This window comes from Mycobacterium kansasii ATCC 12478, assembly GCF_000157895.3.
In the GTDB taxonomy this organism is placed as follows: Bacteria; Actinomycetota; Actinomycetes; order Mycobacteriales; family Mycobacteriaceae; genus Mycobacterium; species Mycobacterium kansasii.
In genome coordinates this window covers 610,610-635,844 of record NC_022663.1, presented here as the reverse complement: position 1 = coordinate 635,844, position 25,235 = coordinate 610,610, and the positions used below count along the sequence as shown (strand labels likewise).

Annotated in this window: 22 protein-coding genes; 20 read left to right on the top strand and 2 right to left on the bottom strand. The window is 67.4% G+C overall.

Going from position 1 to position 25,235, the window contains the following annotated elements; genetic code table 11:
• Positions 1-89: 89 nt before the first annotated feature.
• The 19 genes from MKAN_RS02640 (at position 90) to MKAN_RS31645 (ending at position 22,153) form a co-directional block, all read left to right on the top strand.
• Positions 90-1,967: a peptidoglycan D,D-transpeptidase FtsI family protein gene (locus MKAN_RS02640; RefSeq protein ID WP_225722843.1), complete on the top strand. Its 1,878-nt coding sequence runs from the start codon at positions 90-92 to the stop codon at positions 1,965-1,967.
• 304 nt (positions 1,968-2,271) lie between these two features.
• Complete coding sequence (locus tag MKAN_RS02635) at positions 2,272-3,858, top strand: UDP-N-acetylmuramoyl-L-alanyl-D-glutamate--2,6-diaminopimelate ligase (RefSeq protein ID WP_023364830.1); 1,587 nt, start codon at positions 2,272-2,274, stop codon at positions 3,856-3,858.
• Entirely contained in the window at positions 3,855-5,429 is a 1,575-nt protein-coding gene (locus tag MKAN_RS02630) for a UDP-N-acetylmuramoyl-tripeptide--D-alanyl-D-alanine ligase (RefSeq protein WP_023364828.1), read from the top strand. The genes MKAN_RS02635 and MKAN_RS02630 overlap by 4 nt, the downstream gene beginning before the upstream one ends.
• Positions 5,426-6,505: a phospho-N-acetylmuramoyl-pentapeptide-transferase gene (mraY, locus tag MKAN_RS02625; RefSeq protein ID WP_023364826.1), complete on the top strand. Its 1,080-nt coding sequence runs from the start codon at positions 5,426-5,428 to the stop codon at positions 6,503-6,505. The genes MKAN_RS02630 and mraY overlap by 4 nt, the downstream gene beginning before the upstream one ends.
• A 1-nt stretch (position 6,506) precedes the next feature.
• Positions 6,507-7,949: a UDP-N-acetylmuramoyl-L-alanine--D-glutamate ligase gene (gene murD, locus MKAN_RS02620; protein WP_036445161.1), complete on the top strand. Its 1,443-nt coding sequence runs from the start codon at positions 6,507-6,509 to the stop codon at positions 7,947-7,949.
• Between the two features lie 5 nt (positions 7,950-7,954).
• On the top strand, positions 7,955-9,685 hold the full coding sequence (gene ftsW / locus MKAN_RS02615) for a putative lipid II flippase FtsW (RefSeq protein WP_023364822.1): 1,731 nt from the start codon (positions 7,955-7,957) through the stop codon (positions 9,683-9,685).
• Positions 9,682-10,893, top strand: coding sequence for an undecaprenyldiphospho-muramoylpentapeptide beta-N-acetylglucosaminyltransferase (gene murG, locus MKAN_RS02610; RefSeq protein ID WP_023364820.1), 1,212 nt, complete (start codon positions 9,682-9,684; stop codon positions 10,891-10,893). The genes ftsW and murG overlap by 4 nt, the downstream gene beginning before the upstream one ends.
• Positions 10,890-12,356, top strand: coding sequence for a UDP-N-acetylmuramate--L-alanine ligase (gene murC / locus MKAN_RS02605; protein WP_023364818.1), 1,467 nt, complete (start codon positions 10,890-10,892; stop codon positions 12,354-12,356). The genes murG and murC overlap by 4 nt, the downstream gene beginning before the upstream one ends.
• Positions 12,353-13,300, top strand: coding sequence for a cell division protein FtsQ (ftsQ, locus tag MKAN_RS02600; RefSeq protein WP_023364816.1), 948 nt, complete (start codon positions 12,353-12,355; stop codon positions 13,298-13,300). The genes murC and ftsQ overlap by 4 nt, the downstream gene beginning before the upstream one ends.
• A gap of 202 nt (positions 13,301-13,502) precedes the next feature.
• Positions 13,503-14,645: a cell division protein FtsZ gene (gene ftsZ, locus MKAN_RS02595; RefSeq protein WP_036393445.1), complete on the top strand. Its 1,143-nt coding sequence runs from the start codon at positions 13,503-13,505 to the stop codon at positions 14,643-14,645.
• A gap of 91 nt (positions 14,646-14,736) precedes the next feature.
• Positions 14,737-15,453 (top strand): peptidoglycan editing factor PgeF, encoded by a 717-nt coding sequence (pgeF, locus tag MKAN_RS02590; protein ID WP_023364812.1) that lies wholly within the window; start codon positions 14,737-14,739, stop codon positions 15,451-15,453.
• Between the two features lie 5 nt (positions 15,454-15,458).
• The gene (locus MKAN_RS02585; protein WP_036393449.1) at positions 15,459-16,235 is read left to right on the top strand and encodes a YggS family pyridoxal phosphate-dependent enzyme; all 777 of its coding nucleotides are present in this window, start codon (positions 15,459-15,461) and stop codon (positions 16,233-16,235) included.
• Positions 16,236-16,300: 65 nt separating this feature from the next.
• Positions 16,301-16,990, top strand: coding sequence for a cell division protein SepF (locus MKAN_RS02580; protein ID WP_023364808.1), 690 nt, complete (start codon positions 16,301-16,303; stop codon positions 16,988-16,990).
• A gap of 177 nt (positions 16,991-17,167) precedes the next feature.
• Positions 17,168-17,458 carry a YggT family protein gene (locus MKAN_RS02575; protein WP_023364806.1) on the top strand — a complete coding sequence of 97 codons (291 nt, stop codon included), beginning with the start codon at positions 17,168-17,170 and terminating at the stop codon, positions 17,456-17,458.
• A gap of 258 nt (positions 17,459-17,716) precedes the next feature.
• Complete coding sequence (gene wag31 / locus MKAN_RS02570) at positions 17,717-18,496, top strand: DivIVA-like cell division protein Wag31 (RefSeq protein WP_023364804.1); 780 nt, start codon at positions 17,717-17,719, stop codon at positions 18,494-18,496.
• Positions 18,497-18,586: 90 nt separating this feature from the next.
• On the top strand, positions 18,587-18,928 hold the full coding sequence (locus MKAN_RS02565; RefSeq protein WP_023364802.1) for an SUR7/PalI family protein: 342 nt from the start codon (positions 18,587-18,589) through the stop codon (positions 18,926-18,928).
• 553 nt (positions 18,929-19,481) lie between these two features.
• A complete protein-coding gene (locus MKAN_RS02560) occupies positions 19,482-19,781 on the top strand; it encodes a hypothetical protein (RefSeq protein WP_023364800.1) in 300 nt (99 codons plus the stop codon).
• Positions 19,782-20,198: 417 nt separating this feature from the next.
• Entirely contained in the window at positions 20,199-21,848 is a 1,650-nt protein-coding gene (locus MKAN_RS02555) for a hypothetical protein (protein WP_225722842.1), read from the top strand.
• On the top strand, positions 21,794-22,153 hold the full coding sequence (locus MKAN_RS31645; protein ID WP_023364792.1) for a hypothetical protein: 360 nt from the start codon (positions 21,794-21,796) through the stop codon (positions 22,151-22,153). Before MKAN_RS02555 ends, MKAN_RS31645 begins: the two co-directional genes overlap by 55 nt.
• 83 nt (positions 22,154-22,236) lie before the next feature.
• Here the strand turns inward: MKAN_RS31645 and MKAN_RS02550 are convergent, their stop codons facing one another.
• Positions 22,237-23,235, bottom strand: coding sequence for a nucleotidyl transferase AbiEii/AbiGii toxin family protein (locus MKAN_RS02550; RefSeq protein ID WP_023364790.1), 999 nt, complete (start codon positions 23,233-23,235; stop codon positions 22,237-22,239).
• An 11-nt stretch (positions 23,236-23,246) separates the two neighbouring features.
• Positions 23,247-23,849 carry a DUF6088 family protein gene (locus MKAN_RS28615; RefSeq protein ID WP_129111870.1) on the bottom strand — a complete coding sequence of 201 codons (603 nt, stop codon included), beginning with the start codon at positions 23,847-23,849 and terminating at the stop codon, positions 23,247-23,249.
• Between the two features lie 751 nt (positions 23,850-24,600).
• On the opposite strand from MKAN_RS28615, the gene MKAN_RS02540 reads away from it, so the two are divergent.
• Positions 24,601-25,233 carry a hypothetical protein gene (locus MKAN_RS02540; RefSeq protein ID WP_133163568.1) on the top strand — a complete coding sequence of 211 codons (633 nt, stop codon included), beginning with the start codon at positions 24,601-24,603 and terminating at the stop codon, positions 25,231-25,233.
• Positions 25,234-25,235: the final 2 nt, after the last annotated feature.

The following is a 25,235-nucleotide window of genomic DNA, read 5'->3' as shown; positions in this document are numbered from 1 at the left end:
CCGGGAAGCCACGTGATCACCGGGTCAACGAGACCCCTGCGTCCAAGCAGCTCCGGAAAGCCAAGGAAGCCAACAAAACCCGCGTCGCGGTGCGCGCCGAAGCAGCCCCACCCGGTCGGCCGGCGGGGCAACGGCGGATCCGTCAGGCAGTGGAAGTGGCGACCCGCGGTGCGTCGTTTGTCTTTCGGCATCGGGCCGGCAACGCGGTGATTTTCGCGTTAATGATGGTCGCCGCAACCCAGCTGTTCTACCTGCAGGTGTCCAATGCCGCGGACCTGCGCGCCCAGGCGGCCGGCCAGCTCAAGGTCACCGACGTCGAACCGGCGGTTCGCGGCGCCATCGTCGACCGGCACAACGACCGGCTGGCGTTCACTATCCAGGCGCGTGCGTTGACCTTCCAGCCCAAGAGGGTCCGCCAGCAGCTGGAGGAGGCCAAGAAGAAGTCCCCCGCTGCCCCGGACCCGCAGCAGCGGCTCAAGGACATCGCCAGGGAGATTGCGGGCAAGCTGAACAACAAGCCAGACGCCGCCACGCTGCTGAAGAAGCTGCAGAGCAATGATGCGTTTGTGTATCTGGCACGTGCCGTCGATCCCGCGATCGCCGGTGCCATCTCCGAGAAGTATCCCGAGGTCGGCTCCGAGCGGCAGGATCTGCGCCAGTATCCCGGCGGATCGCTGGCCGCCAACATCGTGGGCGGGATCGATTGGGATGGCCACGGTCTGCTGGGTCTGGAGGACTCCATGGATGCCGTGCTGGCCGGAACCGACGGCTCGGTCACCTACGACCGCGGATCGGACGGCGTGGTCATCCCGGGCAGCTACCGCAACCGGCACAAGGCGGTTCACGGTTCCACCGTCCAACTCACGCTCGACAACGACATCCAGTTCTACGTGCAGCAACAGGTGCAGCAGGCCAGGAACCTGTCTGGGGCCCACAACGTGTCAGCCGTGGTACTGGATGCCAAGACCGGCGAAGTGCTCGCCATGGCCAACGACAACACCTTCGACCCGTCCCAGGACATCGGGCGTCAAGGAGACAAGCAGTTGGGCAACCCGGCTGTGTCGTCACCCTTCGAACCGGGATCGGTGAACAAGGTGATCACCGCGTCGTCGGTCATCGAGTACGGGCTGTCCAACCCCGACGAGGTGCTGCAGGTACCGGGCACGATCGAGATGGGCGGGGTCAGCGTGCACGACGCCTGGGACCACGGCGTGATGCCCTACACCACGACCGGCGTGTTCGGTAAGTCATCGAACGTCGGCACGCTGATGCTGGCGCAGCGGGTGGGCCCGGAGCGTTTCTACGAGATGGTCCGCAAATTCGGGCTGGGTCAGCGCACCGGTGTGGGGCTGCCCGGTGAGAGCGCCGGGCTGGTGCCGCCGATCGACCAGTGGTCGGGCAGCACCTTCTCGAATCTGCCTATCGGCCAAGGCCTTTCGATGACCCTGTTGCAGATGGCCGGCATGTATCAGGCCATTGCCAACGACGGGGTGCGGATACCCCCGCGGATCATCAAGGCGACCATCGCAGCCGACGGCACCCGCACCGAGGAACCGCGTCCCGACGGCGTCCGGGTGGTGTCGGCGCAGACGGCTCAGACCGTGCGCCAGATGTTGCGCGCCGTCGTACAGCACGACCCGATGGGCTACCAGCAGGGCACCGGCCCGGCTGCGGCGGTGCCCGGTTACCAGATGGCCGGCAAGACCGGCACCGCGCAGCAGATCAACCCCGCCTGCGGCTGCTACTTCGACAACGTCTACTGGATCACCTTCGCCGGGATGGCCACTGTCGACAATCCCCGGTATGTGATCGGGCTGATGATGGACAACCCGGAGCGCAACGCCGACGGCAGCCCGGGCCACTCGGCGGCCCCGCTGTTCCACAACATCGCCGGCTGGCTGATGCAACGCGAAAACGTGCCGCTGTCACCCGACCCGGGGCCGCCGCTGGTCCTGCAGGCCACCTGAGGCAAACCGCGTTGTTCCGAAGCGCCCGACGGGGTGTGGAGATCACGATACGATCCGTTTGCTGATCCGTGGGCGTGCTGCTGGTCAGCGTCGCGGATGCCGGTTCCGGTGCGCCGCCGGCTGATGCCGGGTGCGTCACCGCGGCCGCGCTGACCTGAGTTATCACCGCAGATCGACGCGAGCCGAACCGCGCGGCCGTCCAGCGCAGGCGCGGCTCCACGTGGTGAGCGGGTGCGTCTAGGTAGGGTGTCAACGCCGACCATGGCGATCTCTCAACATCTGCGGTCGGACGGAGGTGGTGCCAATGCCGGAGTCGATGCCCAACGGGCTACGCCCTCGCACCGTCGCGGGGGTGAAGCTGGCCGTACTGGCGGCGCAGACCGGAGCGGTTCCAGACGGCGCCGCGGATTACCCCGAAACCTTCCGTGATGTGCAAATCACCGGCGTGACGCTGCGTGCCCAGGATGTCCAGCCCGGCGACCTGTTCGCTGCCCTGGCCGGCTCGGCCACACACGGCGCCCGTCATGCCGGCGAAGCCATCGAGCGGGGGGCGGTCGCGGTGCTCACCGACGCCGACGGGGTCGCCGCGATGGGTGCCCACGCGGCGAGCGTGCCGGTGTTGGTGCATCCGGCACCGCGCAGCGTGCTCGGGGGGCTGGCCGCCACCGTGTACGGCCGCCCGTCCGAGCGGCTGACGGTCGTCGGCATCACCGGAACGTCGGGCAAGACCACCACCACCTATCTGGTGGAGGCCGGTTTACGGGCCGGTGGTCGGGTCGCCGGGCTGATCGGCACCATCGGCATCCGCATCGACGGCGCCGACATCCCGAGTGCGTTGACCACACCGGAGGCGCCCGCCTTGCAGGCCATGCTTGCGGAAATGTCCGAACGCGGCGTGGACACCGTGGTCATGGAAGTGTCCAGCCACGCGCTGGCCCTGGGCCGGGTGGACGGCACCCGCTTCGCCGTCGGCGGCTTCACCAACTTGTCGCGTGACCATCTGGACTTTCACCCCACCATGGAGGACTACTTCGAGGCCAAGGCGCTGCTGTTCGATCCGGCCTCGGCGCTGCGCGCCGGCACCGTCGTGGTGTGCGTCGATGACGACGCGGGGCGCGCGATGGCCGAGCGGGCCGGTGACGCGATCACCGTGAGTGCGCGCGATCGGGCCGCGCACTGGCGCGCTGTCGACGTCGTGCCGATGGGCGCCGCCGGACAGGAATTCACCGCCATCGACCCGGCCGGCGTCCAGCACCGGGTGCGCATCGGCTTACCGGGCGGCTACAACGTCGCCAATTGCCTTCTCGCACTGGCGATTTTGGACAGTATCGGGGTCTCGCCCGAGCAGGCTGCGCCGGGACTGCGGCAGGCCCGGGTTCCCGGGCGCCTGGAACAGGTGGACCGCGGTCAGGATTTCCTGGCGCTCGTGGACTACGCGCACAAGCCGGGGGCCTTGCGGGCGGTGTTGACCACGCTGACGAGCCCGGACCGTCGGCTGGCGGTGGTGTTCGGCGCCGGTGGCGAGCGTGACCCGGGAAAGCGCGCCCCGATGGGTGCCGTCGCCGCGGAGCTGGCCGACCTGGTCGTCGTCACCGACGACAACCCGCGCGGCGAGGACCCCGCGGCGATCCGCCGGGAGATCCTGGCCGGGGCCGCGGCGGCCGGTGGCACCGCAGAGGTGGTCGAGGTCGCTGACCGCAGGGACGCGATCCGGCACGCGGTCGCGTGGGCCGGCCCCGGGGACGTGGTCCTGGTGGCCGGCAAGGGCCATGAAACGGGCCAGCGCGGCGCTGGGGAGGTCCGCCCGTTCGATGACCGGGTGGAACTGGCCGAGGCGTTGGCCGCGCGCAAGGCCGGCGGGCTTGCCGGCCCAGGGCAGACACGCCCATGATCGACCTGACCGTGGCTCAGATCGCCGACATCGTCGGCGGCACGCTGGCCGATATCTCGCCGCAGGACGCCGCACAACGCCGCGTCACCGGGACCGTCGAGTTCGACTCTCGCGCGATCGGCCCCGGCGGATTGTTTCTGGCGCTGCCGGGCGCGCATGTTGACGGACATGACTATGCGGCGTCGGCAGCAGCGGCCGGGGCGGTTGCCGTGCTGGCCGCCCGGCCGGTCGGTGTTCCGGCCATTGTGGTGACGCCGGAGCGGTCCCTCGCCGAGGGCGCGCTGGCCGGAGTGCTCGAGCACGACGCCGACGGGTCGGGCGCGGCCGTCCTGGCCGCGCTGGCGAAACTGGCCAAGGCGGTGGCCGCGGAGCTGGTCGCCGGCGGGCTGACCATCATCGGGATCACCGGTTCGTCGGGTAAGACGTCGACCAAGGATCTGGTGGCTGCGGTGCTGCAGCCTTTGGGTGTGGTGGTTGCCCCGCCCGGATCCTTCAACAACGAGCTGGGTCATCCCTGGACCGTGCTGCGTGCCGGCCGCGACACCGACTACCTGATTCTGGAGATGTCGGCCCGCCACCCCGGCAACATCGCCGCGTTGGCCCAGATCGCGACCCCGGCCATCGGGGTGGTGCTCAACGTCGGTACCGCGCACCTCGGCGAGTTCGGCTCCCGTGAGGCCATTGCGCGAACGAAATCGGAGCTGCCGCAAGCTGTTCCGCAATCCGGGGTGGTCATCCTCAATGCCGACGACCCGGCCGTGGCGGCGATGGCCGAGGTGACCGCGGCGCGGGTGGTGCGGGTCAGCCGCGGCAGCACTGGCGACGTTTGGGCCGGCCCGGTGTCGCTGGATGAGCTGGCCAGGCCGCAGTTCACCGTGCACGCGGGTGCTACCCAGGCCGAAGTCCGGCTAGGCGTCTACGGCGACCATCAAGTCAGCAATGCATTGTGCGCCGCCGCTGTCGCGCTGGAATGCGGTGCCACCCTCGATCAGGTGGCAACCGCGCTTGGCGGCGCGGGTCCGGTGTCGCGGCATCGGATGCAGGTGACCACCCGCGCGGACGGGGTGACGGTCATCGACGACGCCTATAACGCCAACCCCGACTCCATGGGGGCCGGTCTGCAGGCGCTGGCCTGGATCGCCCGCGGCGGCTCCGGCGCCGGGTCCGACCTCGCCGCCAAACGGCGCAGTTGGGCGGTTTTGGGGGAGATGGCTGAACTCGGCGCGGACGCCATTGCCGAGCATGACCGCGTCGGCCGGCTCGCGGTGCGTTTAGATGTGTCTCGACTCGTTGTCGTGGGAACCGGGAGGTCGGTGAGCGCCATGCACCACGGAGCGGTCCTGGAAGGGGCGTGGGGCTCCTGGGGAGCGGGGGCTGACAGGGGGACCGTCAACGTCGCCGACGCCGACGCCGCGCTGGAACTGTTGCGCGCCGAAGTCCAACCCGGGGATGTGATCCTGATCAAGGCGTCGAACTCGGCAGGCTTGGGAGCGCTGGCCGACGCGCTGGTCTCGGACGGCGCCGATGGCGAAGCTGGGGGCGCAGGCAACCGCGGGAGCGCAAACCCGTGAGACAGATCCTGATCGCCGTCGCCATCGCGCTTGCGGTTTCCATCCTGCTCACCCCGGCACTGATCCGGCTGTTCACCAAACAGGGCTTCGGTCACCACACCCGCGACGACGGCCCGCCCAGCCATCACAGCAAACGCGGCACGCCGTCGATGGGCGGTGTGGCGATTCTGGCCGGCATCTGGGCGGGCTACTTCGGCACCCACCTCGCCGGCCTGGCGTTCGACGGCGAAGGCATCTCCGCGTCGGGTTTGCTGGTGCTGGGCTTGGCCACCGCGCTGGGCGGGGTCGGATTCCTCGACGACATGATCAAGATCCGCAGGTCACGCAACCTCGGGCTGAACAAGACGGCCAAGACCGTCGGGCAAATCACCTCCGCCATTCTGTTCGCGGTGCTGGTGCTGCAGTTCCGCAATCCAGCCGGCCTCACGCCGGGCAGCGCGCAGCTGTCCTACGTGCGTGAGATCGCCACGGTCACGCTGATTCCGGTGCTATTCGTGCTGTTTTGCGTGGTCCTCGTCAGCGCCTGGTCGAACGCGGTCAACTTCACCGACGGCCTGGACGGGCTGGCCGCCGGCTGCATGGCAATGGTCACCGGTGCCTACGTGCTGATCACCTTCTGGCAATACCGCAACGCGTGCGTCACCGCGCCGGGGTTGGGTTGCTACAACGTGCGGGACCCGCTGGATCTGGCGCTCATCGCCGCCGCGACCGCTGGCGCCTGCATCGGCTTTTTGTGGTGGAACGCTGCGCCCGCGAAAATCTTCATGGGCGACACCGGCTCCCTGGCATTGGGCGGCGTCATCGCCGGGCTCTCGGTCACCAGCCGCACCGAACTGCTGGCGGTGGTGCTGGGCTCGCTGTTCGTCGCCGAGATCACCTCGGTGGTGCTGCAGATATTGGCCTTCCGCACGACCGGGCGCCGGGTATTCCGGATGGCGCCCTTCCACCACCATTTCGAGTTGGTCGGCTGGGCCGAAACCACGGTGATCATTCGGTTCTGGCTGCTCACCGCGATCAGCTGTGGTTTGGGTGTGGCCTTGTTCTACGGTGAATATCTGGCTGCGATCGGTGCCTGACGTGCTTGACCCCCTGGTGCCGGGCGCCCCGGTGCTGATCGCCGGTGGCCGGGTAACCGGCCGCGCCGTGCTGGCGGCGCTGACCCGCTTCCGTGCGACGCCCACGGTGTGTGACGACGATCCGGCGATGTTGCAGCCTTATGCCGACGAGGGTGTGGCGACCGTGGAGCCGTCGGTGGCGGTATCGCAGATCGCCGAGTATTCATTGGTGGTCACCAGCCCCGGGTTCCAGCCGACCACGCCGGTGCTGGCTGCGGCCGCCGCCGCGGGTGTGCCTATCTGGGGTGACGTGGAGCTGGCCTGGCGGCTGGATGCGGCGGGCCGCTACGGGCCGCCGCGCCGCTGGCTGGTGGTGACCGGCACCAACGGCAAGACCACCACGACCTCGATGCTGCACGCCATGCTGACCGCGGCCGGCCGGCGCAGCGTGCTGTGCGGAAACATCGGCAGCCCGGTGTTGGAGGTGCTCGACCAGCCGGCCGATGTGCTGGCCGTCGAGTTGTCGAGTTTCCAGCTGTACTGGGCGCCGTCGCTGCGGCCCGAGGCCGGCGTGGTGCTCAACATCGCCGAAGATCACCTGGACTGGCATGGCACCATGGCCGCCTACACCGAGGCCAAGGCTCGGGTGCTGACCGGCCGGGTGGCGGTGGTCGGCCTGGACGATTCCCGCGCGGCGGCGCTGCTGGAGACCGCGCCGGCGCAGGTGCGGGCCGGATTCCGGCTCGGTGAGCCCGCGGCCGGAGAGCTGGGCGTGCGCGACGGCCACCTGGTTGACCGGGCCTTCGCCGCCGACCTGCCGCTGCTGCCGGTCGCCTCCATCCCGGTGCCCGGCCCGGTCGGGGTGCTCGACGCGCTGGCCGCGGCCGCGCTGGCCCGCTCCGTCGGGGTGTCCGCCGGGGCGATCGCGGAAGCCGTTGCGTCGTTTCAGGTCGGGCGCCACCGCTCGGAAGTGGTGGCGGTCGTCGACGGCGTCACCTACGTCGACGACTCCAAGGCCACCAACCCGCACGCCGCGCAGGCGTCGGTGCTGGCCTACCCGCGGGTGGTTTGGCTGGCCGGTGGGCTGCTCAAGGGCGCGTCCGTGGATGCCGAGGTGGCGCGCATGGCACCGAGGCTGGTCGGTGCGGTGCTCATCGGCCGAGACCGGGCCGCGGTTGCCGAGGCGTTATCACGACACGCGCCGGATGTCCCCGTCGTCCAGGTTGTGACAGGCGAGGATGCTGGTATGGCTGTGGCTTCTGATACTGATGTGACAAAAGTTGATGATTCCGTCGAACCGCTCGGCACATGCGTGATGACCGCCGCGGTGGCCGCGGCCAAACAGATGGCCAAACCCGGTGACACGGTGCTACTGGCACCGGCCGGTGCGTCGTTTGACCAGTTCAACGGTTACGCCGACCGGGGCGACGCGTTCGCGGCCGCGGTACGCGCCGCGGTCCGGTAGGCGGCATGCGCAGCCCATTCACCCGGCTGATGCGCCGGGGCAAGGCCGGCGACGGTGCCGCCGCCCACGGGACGGCCGAGCCGGAGGAAACAGCCGAGGCTGACGAGGAGGTCGACGCTGCGGCTTCGCCGGACGAGCCGGCGGGTGAGCAGACCGGCGAGAAGTCGGGCGAGAAGCCCCGCGAGACGTCGGGCGAGAAATCCCGGGCGAAGCCCGAGGAGGCGGGCCCGCGGACCCGGTTCGGCGTGTGGCTGGGCCGGCCCATGACCTCGTTTCACCTGATCATCGCCGTCGCCGCGCTGCTGACCACGCTCGGCCTGATCATGGTGCTCTCGGCCTCCGGCGTGCGGTCCTATGACGACGACGGGTCGGCATGGGTGATCTTCGGCAAGCAGGTCTTGTGGACCGTCGTCGGTCTCATCGGCTGCTACGTCGGGCTACGCATGTCGGTGCAGTTCCTCCGCCGCATCGCCTTCTCCGCCTTCGCGTTCACCATTGTGTTGTTGGTGCTGGTGCTGATTCCGGGAATCGGCAAGGAAGCCAACGGTTCCCGCGGGTGGTTCGTGGTGGCGGGCTTTTCGATGCAGCCGTCGGAGCTGACCAAGATGGCGTTCGCGGTCTGGGGTGCGCATCTGCTGGCGGCCCGGCGGATGGAGCGGGCGTCGCTGCGGGAAATGCTGATTCCGCTGGTGCCGGCCGCGGTCGTGGCGCTGGCGTTGATCGTGGCCCAGCCCGACCTGGGACAGACGGTGTCGATGGGCATCATCCTGCTCGGGCTGCTGTGGTACGCGGGGTTGCCGCTGCGTGTTTTCGCCAGCTCACTGGCAGCGGTCGTCATCTCCGCGGGGATCCTGGCGATGACCGCGGGTTACCGGTCCGACCGGGTGCGGTCTTGGCTCGATCCCGACAACGACCCGATGGACTCGGGCTACCAGGCCCGGCAGGCCAAGTTCGCGCTGGCTCACGGTGGAATCTTCGGCGACGGCCTGGGCCAGGGTGTGGCCAAGTGGAACTATCTGCCCAACGCCCACAACGACTTCATTTTCGCGATCATCGGGGAGGAGCTCGGCTTCATCGGCGCGCTCGGGCTGCTGGGACTGTTCGGGCTGTTCGCCTATACCGGCATGCGGATCGCCCGCCGGTCGGCCGACCCCTTTCTGCGGTTGTTGACCGCCACCGTCACGTTGTGGGTGCTGGGACAGGCGTTCATCAACATCGGTTACGTGATCGGGCTGCTGCCGGTCACCGGGCTGCAACTGCCGCTGATCTCGGCCGGCGGCACCTCGACGGCCACCACCTTGTCGATGATCGGCGTCATCGCCAACGCGGCGCGGCATGAACCCGAGGCGGTGGCCGCGCTGCGCGCGGGTCGCGACGATACAGTGAACCGACTGCTGCGGCTGCCGCTACCCAAGCCTTACGCGCCGACCCGCCTCGAGGCGTTTCGGGACCGCAAGCGCGCGCACCCGCAACCGGCCAGGCAGACGGCCAAACAGCAGGCCAAACAGCCGGCCGCGCGGAAGGCGCCCAAGGCGGTTCGCAAACCCGGGGAGCCGGCGCGACCGGCGTCGCCGCGCCGGGCCGATCGGCCGGTTCGCCGGTCCGCGGGTACCGCGCACGCGCCGGGGCGGGGGCACCACCCGGTTGCGGGGGAGCATCATAGAGCGGGTCAGCGGTACGCCGGCCAGCGTCAGGCAGGTCGGGTTCGGGCATTGGAAGGTCAGCGTTACGGGTGAACGACTCGGTCAGGGAGCCGGCCGGTGGGCAGAAGGTGACCGACTACGGTCCATCGCTGTCGATCGTGCTCGCCGGCGGCGGCACCGCCGGCCATGTGGAGCCCGCGATGGCCGTCGCCGACGCGCTCAGCGCCCTGGAGCCGGATGTCCGGATCACCGCGTTGGGCACTCCGCGCGGGCTGGAGACGACGTTGGTGCCCGCCCGCGGCTATCACCTGGAGCTGATCACCCCGGTGCCGTTGCCGCGCAAACCCAGTGGCGACCTGGCCCGCCTGCCGCCGCGGGTGTGGCGTGCCGTCGCGGAGACCCGGGCGGTGCTCGACGCGGTCGATGCCGACGTCGTGGTCGGTTTCGGTGGGTATGTCGCGCTGCCCGCCTACCTGGCCGCGCGGGGTATCCCCGGCATGCGCAGGCGCAGCCGCCGTATCCCGGTGGTGATCCACGAGGCCAATGCCAGGGCCGGGTTGGCTAACCGGGTGGGTGCCCGCAGCGCCGACCGGGTGCTGTCGGCGGTGCCGGATTGCGGGCTGCGGCGGGCCGAGGTGGTCGGGGTTCCGGTCAGGCAGGCCATCACCGCCCTGGACCGCGCGGCGCTGCGCGCCGAGGCCCGGGCGCACTTCGGCTTCGCCGACGACGCCCGGGTGCTGCTGGTGTTCGGGGGTTCGCAGGGCGCCGTGTCGCTCAACCGGGCGGTATCAGCGGCCGCGGCCGACCTGGCCGCCGCGGGTGTTTCCGTCTTGCATGCTCACGGGCCCAAGAACGTCCTGGAGCTGCGCACCCCCGACGCGGGTGACCCGCCGTACGTCGCGGTGCCCTATCTGGACCGGATGGATCTGGCCTACGCCGCCGCTGACCTGGTGATCTGTCGTTCCGGGGCGATGACGGTAGCCGAGGTGTCGGCGGTCGGGTTGCCGGCCATCTACGTGCCGCTACCGATCGGCAACGGTGAGCAGCGGCTCAATGCGCTGCCGGTGGTCAACGCCGGCGGCGGCATGGTGATTGCCGATGCCGACCTCACCCCGGCCCTGGTGGCTCGCGAAGTCGCCGGGCTGCTCACCGATCCGCCCCGGCTGGCGGCGATGACGGCCGCCGCCGCACAGGTGGGACACCGAGATGCGGCCCGGCAGGTGGCCCAGGCGGCGCTGGACACCGCGCGGCGGGCTCGTGCCAGGAGAGCCTCCGGGAGAGCCTCCAGGAGAGCCAAGTGAACACCGAGCAGTTGCCGCCCGAACTGCAGCGGGTCCACATGGTCGGCATCGGCGGAGCCGGCATGTCGGGCATTGCCCGTATCCTGCTGGACCGCGGCGGCCTGGTGTCGGGCTCGGACGCCAAGGAGTCACGCGGTCTGCACGCTTTGCGGGCGCGCGGCGCTCTGATCCGGATCGGCCACGACGCGGCGTCGCTGGACCTGCTGCCCGGCGGCGTCACCGCCGTCATCACCACCCGTGCCGCCATCCCCAAGACCAATCCCGAACTGGTCGAAGCCCGGCGCCGCGGCATCCCGGTACTGCTGCGCCCGGTCGTGCTGGCCAAGCTGATGGCCGGCCGCACCACGCTGATGGTCACCGGAACCCACGGCAAGACCACCACGACATCGATGCTGATTGTCGCGCTGCAGCACTGCGGGCGCGACCCGTCGTTCGCGGTGGGCGGTGAACTGGGCGAGGCCGGCACCAATGCCCATCACGGCAGTGGGGACTGCTTTGTCGCCGAAGCCGACGAAAGCGACGGCTCGCTGTTGGAGTACACCCCCGACGTCGCCGTGGTCACCAACATCGAGTCCGATCACCTGGACTTCTACGGCAGCACCGAGGCGTATGTCGGGGTGTTCGACTCCTTCGTGGAGCGGCTGGCGCCTGGGGGCGCCCTGGTGGTGTGCACCGACGACCCCGGCGCGGCCGAACTGGCCCGACGCTCCGCGGAGCTGGGAATTCGGGTGCTGCGTTACGGGTCGGCTGAACCCGAAGGTGCGCCGTTGGCCGCGACATTGCTGTCCTGGGAACAGCGGGGCACCGAAGCCGTGGCGCACCTCCGATTGGCCGGTGAGCGGCACCCGCGGGTGATGCGGCTCGCGGTGCCCGGACGGCACATGGCGCTCAATGCGCTGGGTGCGCTGCTGGCGGCGATCGAAGTGGACGCCGCGATCGACGAGGTGCTCGACGGCCTGGCCGGTTTCGAGGGCGTGCGACGCCGGTTCGAGCTGGTCGGCGCGGTGGGATCGGTACGGGTGTTCGACGATTATGCCCACCACCCGACCGAGATCGGCGCCACGCTGGCGGCCGTGCGCTCGGTCCTCCAGCACGGGGGCACCGGTCGGCTGCTGGTCGTTTTCCAGCCGCATTTGTACTCGCGCACCAAGGCTTTCGCCGCCGAGTTCGGTCGCGCCCTCAGCGCCGCCGACGCGGTGTTTGTGCTCGACGTCTACGGCGCCCGCGAACAGCCCCTGGCCGGCGTCAGCGGGGCCAGCGTCGCCGGGCACGTGAGCGTACCGGTGCGCTACCTCCCGGATTTCTCGGCGGTGGCCGGCGAGGTGGCCGCCGCGGCAGGGCCGGGTGATGTCATCGTCACCATGGGCGCCGGAGACGTCACATTGCTGGGTCCGGAGATCGTGACCGCCCTGCGGGTGCAGGCCAACCGTGGCGCGCCTGGCCGGCCGGGAGTTCTGCAGTGACCGAACCCGACGAAGCCAGCCCGGTCGACGTCGTCGCCGGCGACTCGGCAGACGTCGGTGCCGAAGCGGTCACCCAGCCGCTCGCCACCGCGGCGCCGAGCGCCCAGCAGCCGGCAGCCGAAGACGAATTCGAGGGCCCGCGCCGGCGGGCCCGGCGCGAACGTGCCGAGCGCCGTGCCGCCCAGGCCCGTGCTATCGCCATCGAGCAAGCCCGGCGCGAGGCCAAACGACGGGCCCTCGGGCAAGTCGTCAAAGAGCCCAAACCCGTTGCGCGCGGCGTTGTTCAGGGATTGAAGATGCTGCTGGGCACCGTGGTGTTAGTCGTCGTCGGAGTGGGGCTGGCGCTGATCCTGTATTTCACACCCGCAATGTCGGCACGCAACATCGTCGTCGTCGGGGTCGGCGTGGTGACCCGCGAGGAGGTTCTCGACGCCGCCCGGGTGCGCCCCGGCACGCCGTTGCTGCAGATCGACACCAGTCAGGTCGCCGACCGGGTGGCGGCGATCCGGCGGGTGGCCAGCGCCCGGGTACAGCGGCAGTACCCGTCGGCGTTGCGGATCACCATCGTGGAGCGGGTCCCGTTGGTGGTCAAGGACTTCCCCGACGGGCCGCACCTGTTCGACCGCGACGGCGTGGATTTCGCGACCGGTCCGCCGCCGCCGGCGCTGCCGTATATCGACGTGGACAATCCGGGCCCGACAGATCCCGCCACCTTGGCGGCGTTGCAGGTGTTGACCGCGCTGCGTCCCGAGGTCGCCGGCCAGGTGGGCAGGATCGCGGCGCCCTCGGTGTCCTCGATCACCCTCACGCTGGCCGACGGGCGCGTGGTGATCTGGGGGACCACCGACCGTGCCGAGGAGAAGGCCGAGAAACTGGCGGCGTTGTTGACCCAGCCCGGGCGGACCTACGACGTGTCCAGCCCGGACCTGCCGACCGTCAAATGACGTAAGGCGCAGCAGCCGGCCCACAAAAAATTTGCGGGTGACGCGTCGGCGCGCCTGCACGGTTAGCACCCGTCGTACCCATACGGTTCTGGTTACGCGGAAGTACTTGACATAACTCTAAATCTATGGTTGAGGTTGAGAGTTTTGCAAGCGGACACACCGCAGGAGGAACCGAGTTTCCCTTCAGGGAGGAAGACGAATGATGACCCCCCCGCATAACTACCTGGCCGTCATCAAAGTCGTGGGCATCGGCGGCGGCGGCGTCAACGCCGTCAACCGGATGATCGAGCAGGGACTCAAGGGCGTGGAGTTCATCGCGATCAACACCGATGCACAGGCTTTGTTGATGAGCGATGCCGACGTCAAGCTCGACGTGGGCCGCGACTCGACCCGCGGGTTGGGCGCCGGCGCCGACCCGGAGGTGGGACGCAAGGCCGCCGAGGACGCCAAGGACGAGATCGAGGAGTTGCTGCGCGGAGCCGACATGGTGTTCGTTACCGCTGGCGAGGGCGGCGGTACCGGAACCGGTGGGGCGCCCGTCGTCGCCAGCATTGCCCGCAAACTGGGGGCGTTGACCGTCGGCGTCGTCACCCGGCCGTTCTCCTTCGAGGGCAAGCGGCGCAGCAACCAGGCCGAAAACGGCATCTCGGCACTGCGGGAGAGCTGCGACACCCTGATCGTGATTCCCAACGACCGGCTGTTGCAGATGGGCGATGCCGCGGTGTCGCTCATGGACGCCTTCCGCAGCGCCGACGAGGTGCTGCTCAACGGTGTGCAGGGCATCACCGACCTGATCACCACGCCGGGTCTGATCAACGTCGACTTCGCCGACGTCAAGGGCATCATGTCCGGCGCCGGCACCGCGCTGATGGGCATCGGCTCGGCCCGCGGTGAGGGCCGGTCGCTGAAAGCGGCCGAGATTGCCATCAACTCGCCGCTGCTGGAAGCCTCGATGGAGGGCGCGCAGGGCGTGCTGATGTCGATCGCGGGCGGCAGCGACCTGGGCCTGTTCGAGATCAACGAGGCGGCCTCGCTGGTGCAGGACGCCGCTCACCCCGACGCCAACATCATCTTCGGCACCGTCATCGACGACTCACTCGGCGACGAGGTACGGGTAACAGTGATTGCGGCGGGCTTCGAGGCCGGCGGCGCCGGCCGCAAGCCTCCCGGGGTGGCCGAGACGGGCGGCGCGCACCGCATCGAGTCGGCACGGGCCGGCAAGCTCACCTCCACGCTGTTCGAGCCGGTCGACGCCGTCAGCGTGCCACTGCACACCAACGGCGCGACCCTCAGCATCGGCGGCGATGACGACGACGTCGATGTGCCGCCCTTCATGCGCCGCTGAGGATCTCGATTTGCTTGCCAGTGCGCGACGAACCGGCTGCGGCGCGACATTGGTGCGACCTGGCGGGCAACGGGTTTCGGATACTGGGAAGGTGAGCGTTCGCATCCGCCGGGTGATCACCACCCGGGCGGGCGGTGTGTCCCAGCCGCCGTTCGACACTTTCAACCTCGGCGACCACGTCGGTGACGACCCTGCCGCCGTGGCGGCCAACCGTGCCCGGCTGGCCGCGGCCATCAGGCTGCCCGCCGAGCGGGTGGTGTGGATGAACCAGGTCCACAGTGACCGGATCACGGTGGTCGAGGCGCCGCAGCGCGTTGCCGTCGGCGGCGAGGTGGGCACCGATGGATTGGTCACCGGCACCCGCGGACTGGCGCTGGCGGTGTTGACAGCCGACTGCGTGCCGGTGTTGCTGGCCGATGCGCGTACCGGCGTCATCGGCGCGGTTCATGCCGGCCGGGTCGGTGCGCAGCACGGGGTGGTGGCCCGCGCGGTCGAGGCGATGCTCGATCTGGGCGCCCGGGCCGGCGACATTTCGGCGCTGCTGGGCCCGGCTGCCAGTGGCCGCAATTACGAAGTGCCGGCCGCCATGGCCGACGAGGTCGAGGCGGCGTTGCCGGGCAGCCGCACCACCACGTCGGCCGGAACGCCCGCACTCGATCTTCGCGCCGGAATCGCCTGCCAGCTAAGAGGTTTCGGCATTACATCGATCGACGTCGACCCCCGGTGCACGGTTGCGGACCCGACGTTGTTCAGCCATCGACGCGGCGCGCCCACCGGGCGGCTGGCGTCTTTGGTGTGGATGGAATGACCGCGATGGTGGTGGATCTTTCGGCGCAGGCAGACCGTCAATCGGAATTGACGCACGCGTTGGCCGCGGTGCGGTCGCGGCTCGCGGCCGCGGCCGAGGCGGCCGGTCGTAATGTCGGCGAAATTGAACTTCTGCCAATTACCAAATTCTTTCCAGCAACCGATGTTGTGATTTTGTGCCGATTGGGTTGCCGCGCGGTTGGCGAATCCCGCGAACAGGAAGCTTCGGCCAAGGCGGCCGAAGTGGCTCGGCTGTTGGCGGCACCGCCGAGGGCCGGGCTTGGCGGCATCCACTGGCACATGGTGGGACGAATCCAGCGCAACAAAGTGCGTTCGCTGGCGCGGTGGGCGCACACCGCTCATTCGGTCGACAGCCCGCGGTTGGTAACGGCGCTGGATCGCGCGGTCACCGCGGCGCTGGCCGAACGCCGTCGCGACCGTCCATTGCGGGTTTACGTCCAGGTCAGCCTTGACGGCGACGTGTCACGCGGCGGTGTGGACATCACCGCGCCCGGAGCGGTGGATGAGATCTGCGCGCAAGTCGATGCTGCGCCGGGCCTGGAACTGGTCGGTCTGATGGGCATCCCGCCCCTGGATTGGGATCCGGACGAGGCGTTTGACCGGCTGCAATCCGAGCACAACAGGGTGCGCGAGTCGTTCCCCGGGGCGGTCGGGCTGTCCGCCGGCATGTCCGCTGATTTCGAAACCGCCGTCAAACATGGTTCGACGTGTGTGCGTGTCGGTACCGCGCTATTGGGTCCGCGGCGGTTACGGTCACCGTGAATAGTCACTGTAGTCACACCTTCATCACAGACAACAGGTAACCCAGGGCTAGAAGGGGTCAAGCGATGAGCACACTGCACAAGGTCAAGGCCTACTTCGGTATGGCTCCGATGGAGGAATACGACGACGAGTATTACGACGACCGCGCGCCCTCACGCGGTTATTCGCGGCCCCGATTCGACGACGATTACGGCCGTTATGAAGGACGCGACTACGAGGACCCGCGCGATCCCCGTGACCCCCGCCGCGACCCGCGCGGCGATCTGCGTGGCGACTTGCGCGCCGAGCCGGCCGACTATCCGCCGCCTAGCAGCTATCGCGTCGGGTACCCCGACGAACCGCGATTCCCGCCCCGCGAGTTCGACCGCCCCGACATGGCACGGCCGCGCTTCGGCTCATGGTTGCGCAATTCCACTCGCGGCGCGCTGGCGATGGACCCGCGCCGGATGGCGATGATGTTCGAGGAAGGCCACCCGCTGTCCAAGATCACCACGCTGCGGCCCAAGGACTACGGCGAGGCGCGCACTATCGGCGAGCGGTTCCGCGACGGCACGCCCGTCATCATGGACCTGGTGTCGATGGACAACGCCGACGCCAAACGGCTCGTCGACTTCGCCGCGGGTTTGGCCTTCGCGTTGCGCGGCTCGTTCGACAAGGTCGCCACGAAGGTGTTCCTGCTGTCGCCCGCGGACGTCGACGTGACCCCGGAGGAGCGTCGCCGGATCGCCGAAACCGGTTTCTACGCTTACCAATAGCCGCATCTGGCGATGCGCGGCCCGGTGGGTGGCAGCTGGCCCGCCGGGCTGGTTGCGGCCCGGTCCGGCCACTGGCGATCGGACCACATGTGTGTCCGTCGACCGAGTCGGTAGGCTTGCGCTTGCCGGCCTCACGGACGGCACATTCACATCCTCGTCGGTAAGGTCGGGCTCTCGTTGGTGCTGTTTTTTCAGATCCTTGGGTTTGCGCTGTTCATCTTCTGGCTGCTGCTGATCGCGCGGGTCGTCGTCGAGTTCATCCGCTCGTTCAGCCGCGACTGGCGCCCGACCGGCCTGACGGTGGTGATCCTCGAGATCATCATGTCGATCACGGATCCACCGGTGAAGCTGCTGCGCCGGCTGATCCCGCAACTGACCATCGGCGCGGTGCGCTTCGACCTGTCCATCATGGTGCTGTTGCTGGTGGCGTTCATCGGGATGCAGCTGGCGTTCGGCGCCGCGGCCTGAGTGAGCCGTGCGGTCATTGCCCGGACATAGTTGGGCGACGGTTCGGCCACGATTCGGCGACAAGTTTGTGCGCGGGATTTTCAAATCTAAGAAATGTGATTTATTTGCCTCAGAGATTGAAATTGACCCTTATTTATTAGTCCAATCGGCAACCGCCGAGTCTGGTGTGACAGGATGGACGCTAGTTGCACGACGGCTACCACTCCGTTCTACACTTTCCAGATCGTTTGACCGTCCAGGAACTCGAGGGGACAAACAATGCCGCTTACACCTGCCGACGTCCACAATGTGGCGTTCAGTAAGCCGCCTATCGGCAAGCGCGGGTACAACGAAGACGAGGTTGACGCCTTCCTTGACCTGGTGGAAAACGAACTGACCCGGCTCATCGAAGAGAATTCCGACCTGCGCCAGCGGATCGCCGAGCTGGACGCGGAGCTCGCCTCCGGCGGCGCCGGTACCGGCGCGACCGCCGCGCCCACGCAGGCGATGCCGGTCTACGAACCCGAACCCGAGCCGGTCAGGCCGGCTCCGACCGGCACCAACGAGGAGCAAGCCCTCAAGGCGGCCCGGGTGCTGAGCCTGGCCCAAGACACCGCCGACCGCCTCACCGCCACCGCCAAGGCCGAGTCGGACAAGATGCTGGCAGATGCCCGCGCCAACGCCGAGCAGATCGTCAGCGAGGCCCGGCACACCGCCGAGACCACCGTCGCCGACGCCCGGCAGCGCGCCGACGCCATGCTTGCGGACGCCCAGGCCCGCTCCGAGGCCCAGTTGCGGCAGGCCCAGGAGAAGGCCGACGCCCTGCAGGCCGACGCCGAACGCAAGCATTCCGAGATCATGGGAACCATCAACCAGCAGCGCACCGTGCTGGAAGGCCGGCTCGAGCAGCTGCGCACGTTCGAGCGCGAGTACCGCACCCGTCTCAAGACCTACCTGGAATCCCAGCTGGAGGAACTCGGTCAGCGTGGTTCGGCGGCGCCGGTCGATTCCAGCGCCGATGCCGGCGGTTTCGACCAGTTCAACCGGGGTAACAACTAGCGCGACACGGGCCGCACACTCGCCGGGCTGCAAGGCCGGTGCTGCGAGCTTGGTACGTTTAGTTGCTGCTCGCCGGCTGGAGGATGACCCATGCTGATCATTGCCCTGGTTTTGGCCCTGATTGGGCTCGTTGCGCTGGTGTTCGCCGTGGTCACCAGCAACGTGCTGGTGGCGTGGGTGTGTATCGGCGCCAGCGTGCTGGGGGTGATCCTGCTGATCGTCGACGCCATCAGGGAACGCCAGCAACGTGATGCGGGGGGCCAGGACCAGGCTGAGGCCGACGAAGAACCCGAAGACCAGCAGGCGGTCGACTACCCGGATGACGAGGCTGGCGTCGATGAGTCGTTCGACGACGCTGAGCCGGAGGCGACCGAGGAATCAGAGGAATCGGCGGTGTCCGCCGACCGCGGCGGTGACGACAGCACCCGATGAGCGCCAGGCGCTAAGCCTGATCTGCGGGCGGCACGTCGTTCGGATGCCGCCGATGCGTCTCATCACCACTGGTGTCCGAGCGGGGACTTGGCTACCTACGACACGAGTTGAGATCTTTCAACTGAGTCGTTGACCAGCGATCTCGCGGCTGGCGAAGGGATGCCGGGGTAACTGGTGGTGACGTCAAATGGTACGACCAGGTGCTCGACGCGGTAATGCCAGGTTCCCGTTCATTCTTTGCAGTCAGCACGCGCTGATCCGGGCGGGTACGAGCTTGAGCTGTCGCCGTCGGAGCGGCAACAACCGGCGAAACCGTCGGCGTCTCCGTCGCGTCGGGCCCCAGCGACAGTGCGCCGGTCCATCATGCCGCTGAGCCGTGGGCCGGAACGAGGACAGTGAGCCGTGTACGCCGAAGTGCGACATCGTGGCGCTTTCCTGCCGGCGAGCGCACGACTGGACGCCGGAGGCTGGCAAGCGGCTCGCAGGCTGGATCAACGACAACGTGCCGAGCCTCGGTAGGCGGGTAGTGGTAACGCCGAACGTGTCGAATCGGGTGGACACCCCGCGCGTCGCCGCATCGCTCGCCAAGGGTGAAACGCAGCAGAACGAACGCGGAAACGACGACGCACGGACGTGGAGCAGTGGGCCCGTCGTAGCTGCGTGGCGGACAGAGCGCACGCTGCAGCGTTGCGTCGCGATGGCCATCGATCAGACGCTCATCGTTCTCGATTGGAACTCGCAGCCACCGTTCGACGGCTGGGCTGCGGCCATCGGCGCCTACGACGCTGCGATCGACGAGCGCACCCCGCTTCTCGATCGTGCGCTGCATGACGAATTCGTCGGCATGTTGTAGTGGGATCGCGAACTTGTCGGTTCCGCACGCGCTGGTCGTGATCGCGGGCTGCCGCAACATCTCGGGCCCTTCGTGCTGCCGGGCTCGAATGAGGATTTCGTTGTCACGTATGCGATCGCGCTGGGGTATACGGGCGACCTCAAACGGCTGCGGGAGCAGTACCGTGCCGCCACACCATAACGGGGGTGGTCGTGATGGCCGGGCTGCGGCACCACGTCGACACGCTGCCGTCGTACGAATAGATGTTCGAGAAATGTCCGAGATGCACTTTAGACTCGACGTAGTGCGCACCCGCGACGAGGTCGACGACGAGCTGCGCCTGCCGGCCGCGGTACGGCGGTCAATACGCAAACGGGGCGGCTAACCGTCGAATCGTCAGCTCGACCAGCTGCTCGATGAAAGAAGTCGGGGGTTCCGATGGGTAAAGGGGCGCGAATCCGGCGCGAGCGAGCCGAGAAGAGTGAACAGAAGAGCCAGCAGAAGAGTGCAGGCAACGCCGCGCCCACGACAGGTAATGGGGCGAAGAACGGCTCGCTGCCGCCGTGGATGCCTCCACCATGGACGGGCATCGGTGCTGGCTTCGGCGTTGGCGGTAGCAACGGCGGCGACCCCATTTCGCAGGTGATGGGTTTCCTCGGCGCACAGGGGCAGTTGATGGTCGCCGGCCACTTCGGCCATACGCCACTGTCTGAAGAGCAGCGGCGCGACTTGCTCACCAAAGTCAACCTCTACGACGCGCTCGAAACCGTCGCACGCCTCCAGAGCCATTGGGATGTGGCCTACACCACCACCCAGGACGTTGACGCCGTTGAGGGCGAATTTCTCACTGGCGGCGGTAGCGGCGGAGTGTGCGAGCAGGCCCTCAACCGCATGACCATCTACAACGAGCACCTTGTCTCCCCGCAGGCCACCGCTCAGCTGCAGCGCGAAATCATCGAGTACGCATCGCCGGATGAGACGGCACCGCCGATCGACCGAAATACCTTGGTGCACATACTGTTATCGATTACGTCCGAGCAGAATTCGGACGACGAGTTCACGGGAGACGTGCCCACCGACGCCGAAAAAGCCAAGCTCTGGCGCAAACTGCCGAAGATGGGCCTTGAGGAAACCCACGAGTACGCCAAGCCGCACATCCAAAAGGAGATCGCGTCGTCACTGTTCAATCAGCCACTGAAATACGAGATCGTGCTATCGAACACCTACGACCTGTGGTTCACCCCGTGGGCACCGCGATCGAACACCAACGGGTTGGGCGCGACGCCCGCCGAGGCCTTCACGATCGCCACCGGTGTCGAACTGCTCGACGTGATGCGCCTCGGCGCCCGAATCGTCAAGCGCAGCACCGAGACCCATCAGGTCCGGTTCACCCGCCAGGAGATGCTTGCCGACGGCGCCACCGAGGCCGCGATCGACTTGTTGTTCGCCAACATGGCGAGGCCGCTGGACCAGTACAGGATCGAGCTGGAAGGTGATCGCGACAAAGGGGCAATCGGCAATCAGCGCTCCACCCTTACACGATTCCCGTTCCTGGCCGTCGACGGCAGCACGTTCGTCATGTTGCGCCATCAATGGGCGATCGAGCGGCTGTGCGGATCACAGCTCTTCTTCGAGGCCTGGGCATCCCTCGGGTCCAGCCCCAGAAATCGGTTCAAGACCGCCATGTGCGACTCCTTCGAGATCTTCGTCGGCGAGATTCTGCATCGCATCTTTAACAAGAGCCCGCACCTGACCACGATTGTCGATGAACGCGAGATGCAGGATGCATGGACGAAGAAGGAGACGCCGTCGGTGTGCGACTGGATGATCTTCGGCAAAGGTCACTGCATCGTGATCGATGCAACCAACCGCGCAGTGAAAGAGGATGCGGCACAAGGGTTGGCGACCTGGATGACTACAGCTCCGAAATCGAGGAGATTTTCACCAACGGCAAGTTGGGGCTGCTGCTGTCGACCATCGACCTCGTCAAGGAACACGGCGGCTGGAACAACGAGAAAGTCGACACGAAGACGATGTACACCCCGCTCGTCATCGTGCCCGACGCCGGCGTCGTCAACGGGCTGCTGACTCAGTTCGACATCAACATGCGCGGCCACGGGGTGTTTAAGCACCTGTCGCCCCAGGTGTACGCCCCTGGCATCGTGCCGATATCCGACATACAGCTGCTTGAGGGCATGGTCGATTTCGCGGAGAAGTATGGCGGGAATCCCGACATGATCGAACTCATCGCGAAATGGCGCACCGGGGCCTCGAAGTACGGGCTGGCGGCACTGCAGCTGTACCTGGGTGTCGTGGGGTATCCATTCCTGCCAGTTGGCGACCACGTCGTGAAGACCAGCAACAAGGTGATGAAGCTACTCGACGCCAAGTAGGATTGCCGCAACCTGATTTTGGGCAGGCGGCGGGATTTCAACCCTCGGGGCGGGCGATCCACTTCCCGGTCAGTGGTCGCGCTCTAGAGGTATTCCGCCCATCGATGGACTGATTGCCTGCACTCGTCAATCGGGACTACCGGGCCGTACATCAAATCCGTGACGCCCTCGTAGGCCTCGACCACTTTCGCTGCACATGGTGCGACGCGATCGAATGCCGGGCTCGACGCGTATCCCTCGGCTGGCCGCGGCGCGCTGGGCCAGTCGGCGGCAGCACTGCGCTGTTCGATGTCGCCGACGAGTTGATCGCGGCCCTCGGGGCCGAGTGCGGCCAGTTTTGCACGGACTGCCTCGGATTCGAGGAGCCAATAGATGTCATGAAGATGGCGGCCCCACCCAGCTGGCGCGGCGGCGGTGGCGTCTGAAGTTATCGTGTGGACGGCCGCGAGCTTCTCGAGGAGAGTCCGTTCTGCCTTAAGGACATTCACGTCGAATGTCGCGAACTCTTCCCACTGATTGTCTGATTCTCCGAGTTCTGTAATGGCGTAGTCTGCGATGATCGATCGAAGGATGTGCTGCTCTGCTGGTTCGGCGCCTCCACGCGCGCCCATTTCGAGTGTCACTCCTTCAGATAGCGCAGTGTAAACCGCTTCGCGTAACGGGTAGTGGTACTTGATATCTCGCTTCACACCCCTGGTCGAACGTAGAAGCTCCTCGCAGACGGCGTCGGCGCCGAGGTACTGGTGAACCTCGGCTTGTATGACCTTGAGGAGCTTGTCACGTTGGTTCTCGCTGGATCCACCGCCCTCATCGGGGAAGATCACGAGCAGATCGATGTCCTCGGAGAATCTATCGATGAGACCGTAGACCCGGCTCAGGCTGGTCCCGCCCTTGAAGACAGTTCGCACGGTCCCCGTTGTGCCGTCTCTTAGAGCGATGGGGCGATCGCGCGCCGCGACGCGCAGAACCTCCATCGCCCAGAAGTCCTTCTCGAGGAATGCGAACGGTCGATTCAACGCGTCGGCAGCTTGCCCCAGCAGGGCATCGAGATCGTCGAGATTATCGCGCAGGCGTGGTGTCACAGGTCGTCGCGTTACGCCGCTGACCTGAGCGCAGCGATCAACCGTGCGTGGTTCGCCTTCACCGGTCCTGTTTCTCCGGCTGCCGCCTTGCCGAGGGCGCGCAGTCGCACTGCTTTGGCCGTGGCAAGGTCGTTAACCTTGCGGGCAAGTGTTGTCATGCCGCCGTCGACGAAGTGCTCGGGTGAGCGGAGGACCTCCAGGACTGCGATCTCCTGCTCATTGAGTGCAGCCCTGGCCGGATTGCTGCGCACATGCAGCACGACGCCAGGAACAGGCGGGTCGGCCTTGCGCAACGCAGACGCCTCGAACTTGGCGGGCACCTGGGTCGTGAGCCCGAGGATGCGCGCCGCGGAATAACCTGCGGGACCGAAGCCAGAGTTGGGTGCACGGAAAACCTCCCGGGCGACCTCTTCGACACGGGGCTTGACCGGTCCGTAGCGGGTGGGTCCGGGCACCTTGAAATAGAGTCCACGTCGTACGCGGACCAAGTCACCGCTCTGCACGGCGCGCGACGCCGCCTTACGGGCGGCTTCATTGCTGCCGGGTAGGTCTGAGACGTGCACAAATGACCGCGGCGCGGCGCTACGAATCGCCATCGCTGGTGTGCTGGTCATGGCCGTCATCCTCCAGATTTTAGCGGGAACGTGACATTCTTTCAATAAACCCGCAGTTCAGGGCATTCCCTTCGGCCCCCGATCTTGTCCTTATGCACGGGTGGCGTGTGACTCGGGCCGGTGTCGGCCGATGCGGGTCTCGACGTGTCGGATCGAGCGGAGTGTCAGCGGGTGACGCTAGCTTTCGTTATCGCCATGCCTGAGTTCAGTCTGCTCGCCGTCCTTGCCGCGGAACCGTGTCGAGGGTCCGTAGGACAGAATTAGGACGTCAACGCGATGGCTGGCGACATCAGCAAATACAGAAAAACGAACTGACCTAGTTCGGAGCGGGTTTTCTATCTGTGTAGCTAAGAAAATGTGTCCGAGGGGGGACTTGGCCACCTGCGACACGGGTTGAGGTCTTTCAACTGAGTCGTTGACCAGCGATCTCGCGGCTGGGGAGGGGATGCCCGGGTAACTGGCGGTGACCTCGGGTGGTACGACCAGGTGCCGACGCGGGTAATGCCTGGTTCGGTTCATTTTTTACCGTCAGCACCCGCATATCCGGGCAGTACGAGCGTGAGTTGTCGCCGGGCGGAGCGGCACAACCGGCGAAACCGCCGGCATCTCCGTCGGGTCCGCCCCGGGGCAGTGCGCCCGTCCATCCCGCCGCTGAGCCGTGGCGTGGCGTTTCGCCGTCGGGATGTCGGAGCGCGGTTCTAGGCTTGAAGCCATGCGCGAGCCCACCCCACGACGACAGGGCAGTTGAGCCGTGTACGCGGAAGTGCGACACCGTGGCGCCCTTCTGCCGGCGAGCGCACGACTGGACGCCGAGACTGGTAAGCGGCTCGCAGGCTGGATTAACGACAACGTGCCGAGCCTCGGCAGGCGGGTAGTGGTAACGCCGCTCCTGTCGAACCGCGTGGACACGCCGCGCGTCGCCGCATCGCTCGCCAAGGGTGCGGCGCGGCAGAACGAACGCGGAAACGGCGACGCATGGACGTGGGGCAGCGGGCCTGTCGTAGCTGCGTGGCCGACAGAGCGCACACTCCAGCGTTGCGTTCCGATGGCCATCGATCAGACGCTCATCGTTCTCGATTGGAACTCGCGGCCACCGTTCGAAGGCTGGGCTGCGGCCACCGGAGCCTATAACGCCGCGACCGACAAGAGCACCCCGCTACTCGATCGTGCGCTGCACGACGAATTCGTCGGCATGTTGGAGTGGGATCGTGAACTTGTCGGTTCCGCACGCACTGGTCGTGATCGCGGGCTGCCGCAAGCGCATCTTCGCGCCCTTCGTGCTGCCGGGCTCGATGAGGATTTCGTTGTCACGTATGCGATCGCGCTGGGATATACGGGCGACCTCAAACGTCTGCGGGAGCACTACCGTGCCGCCTCACCCTAACT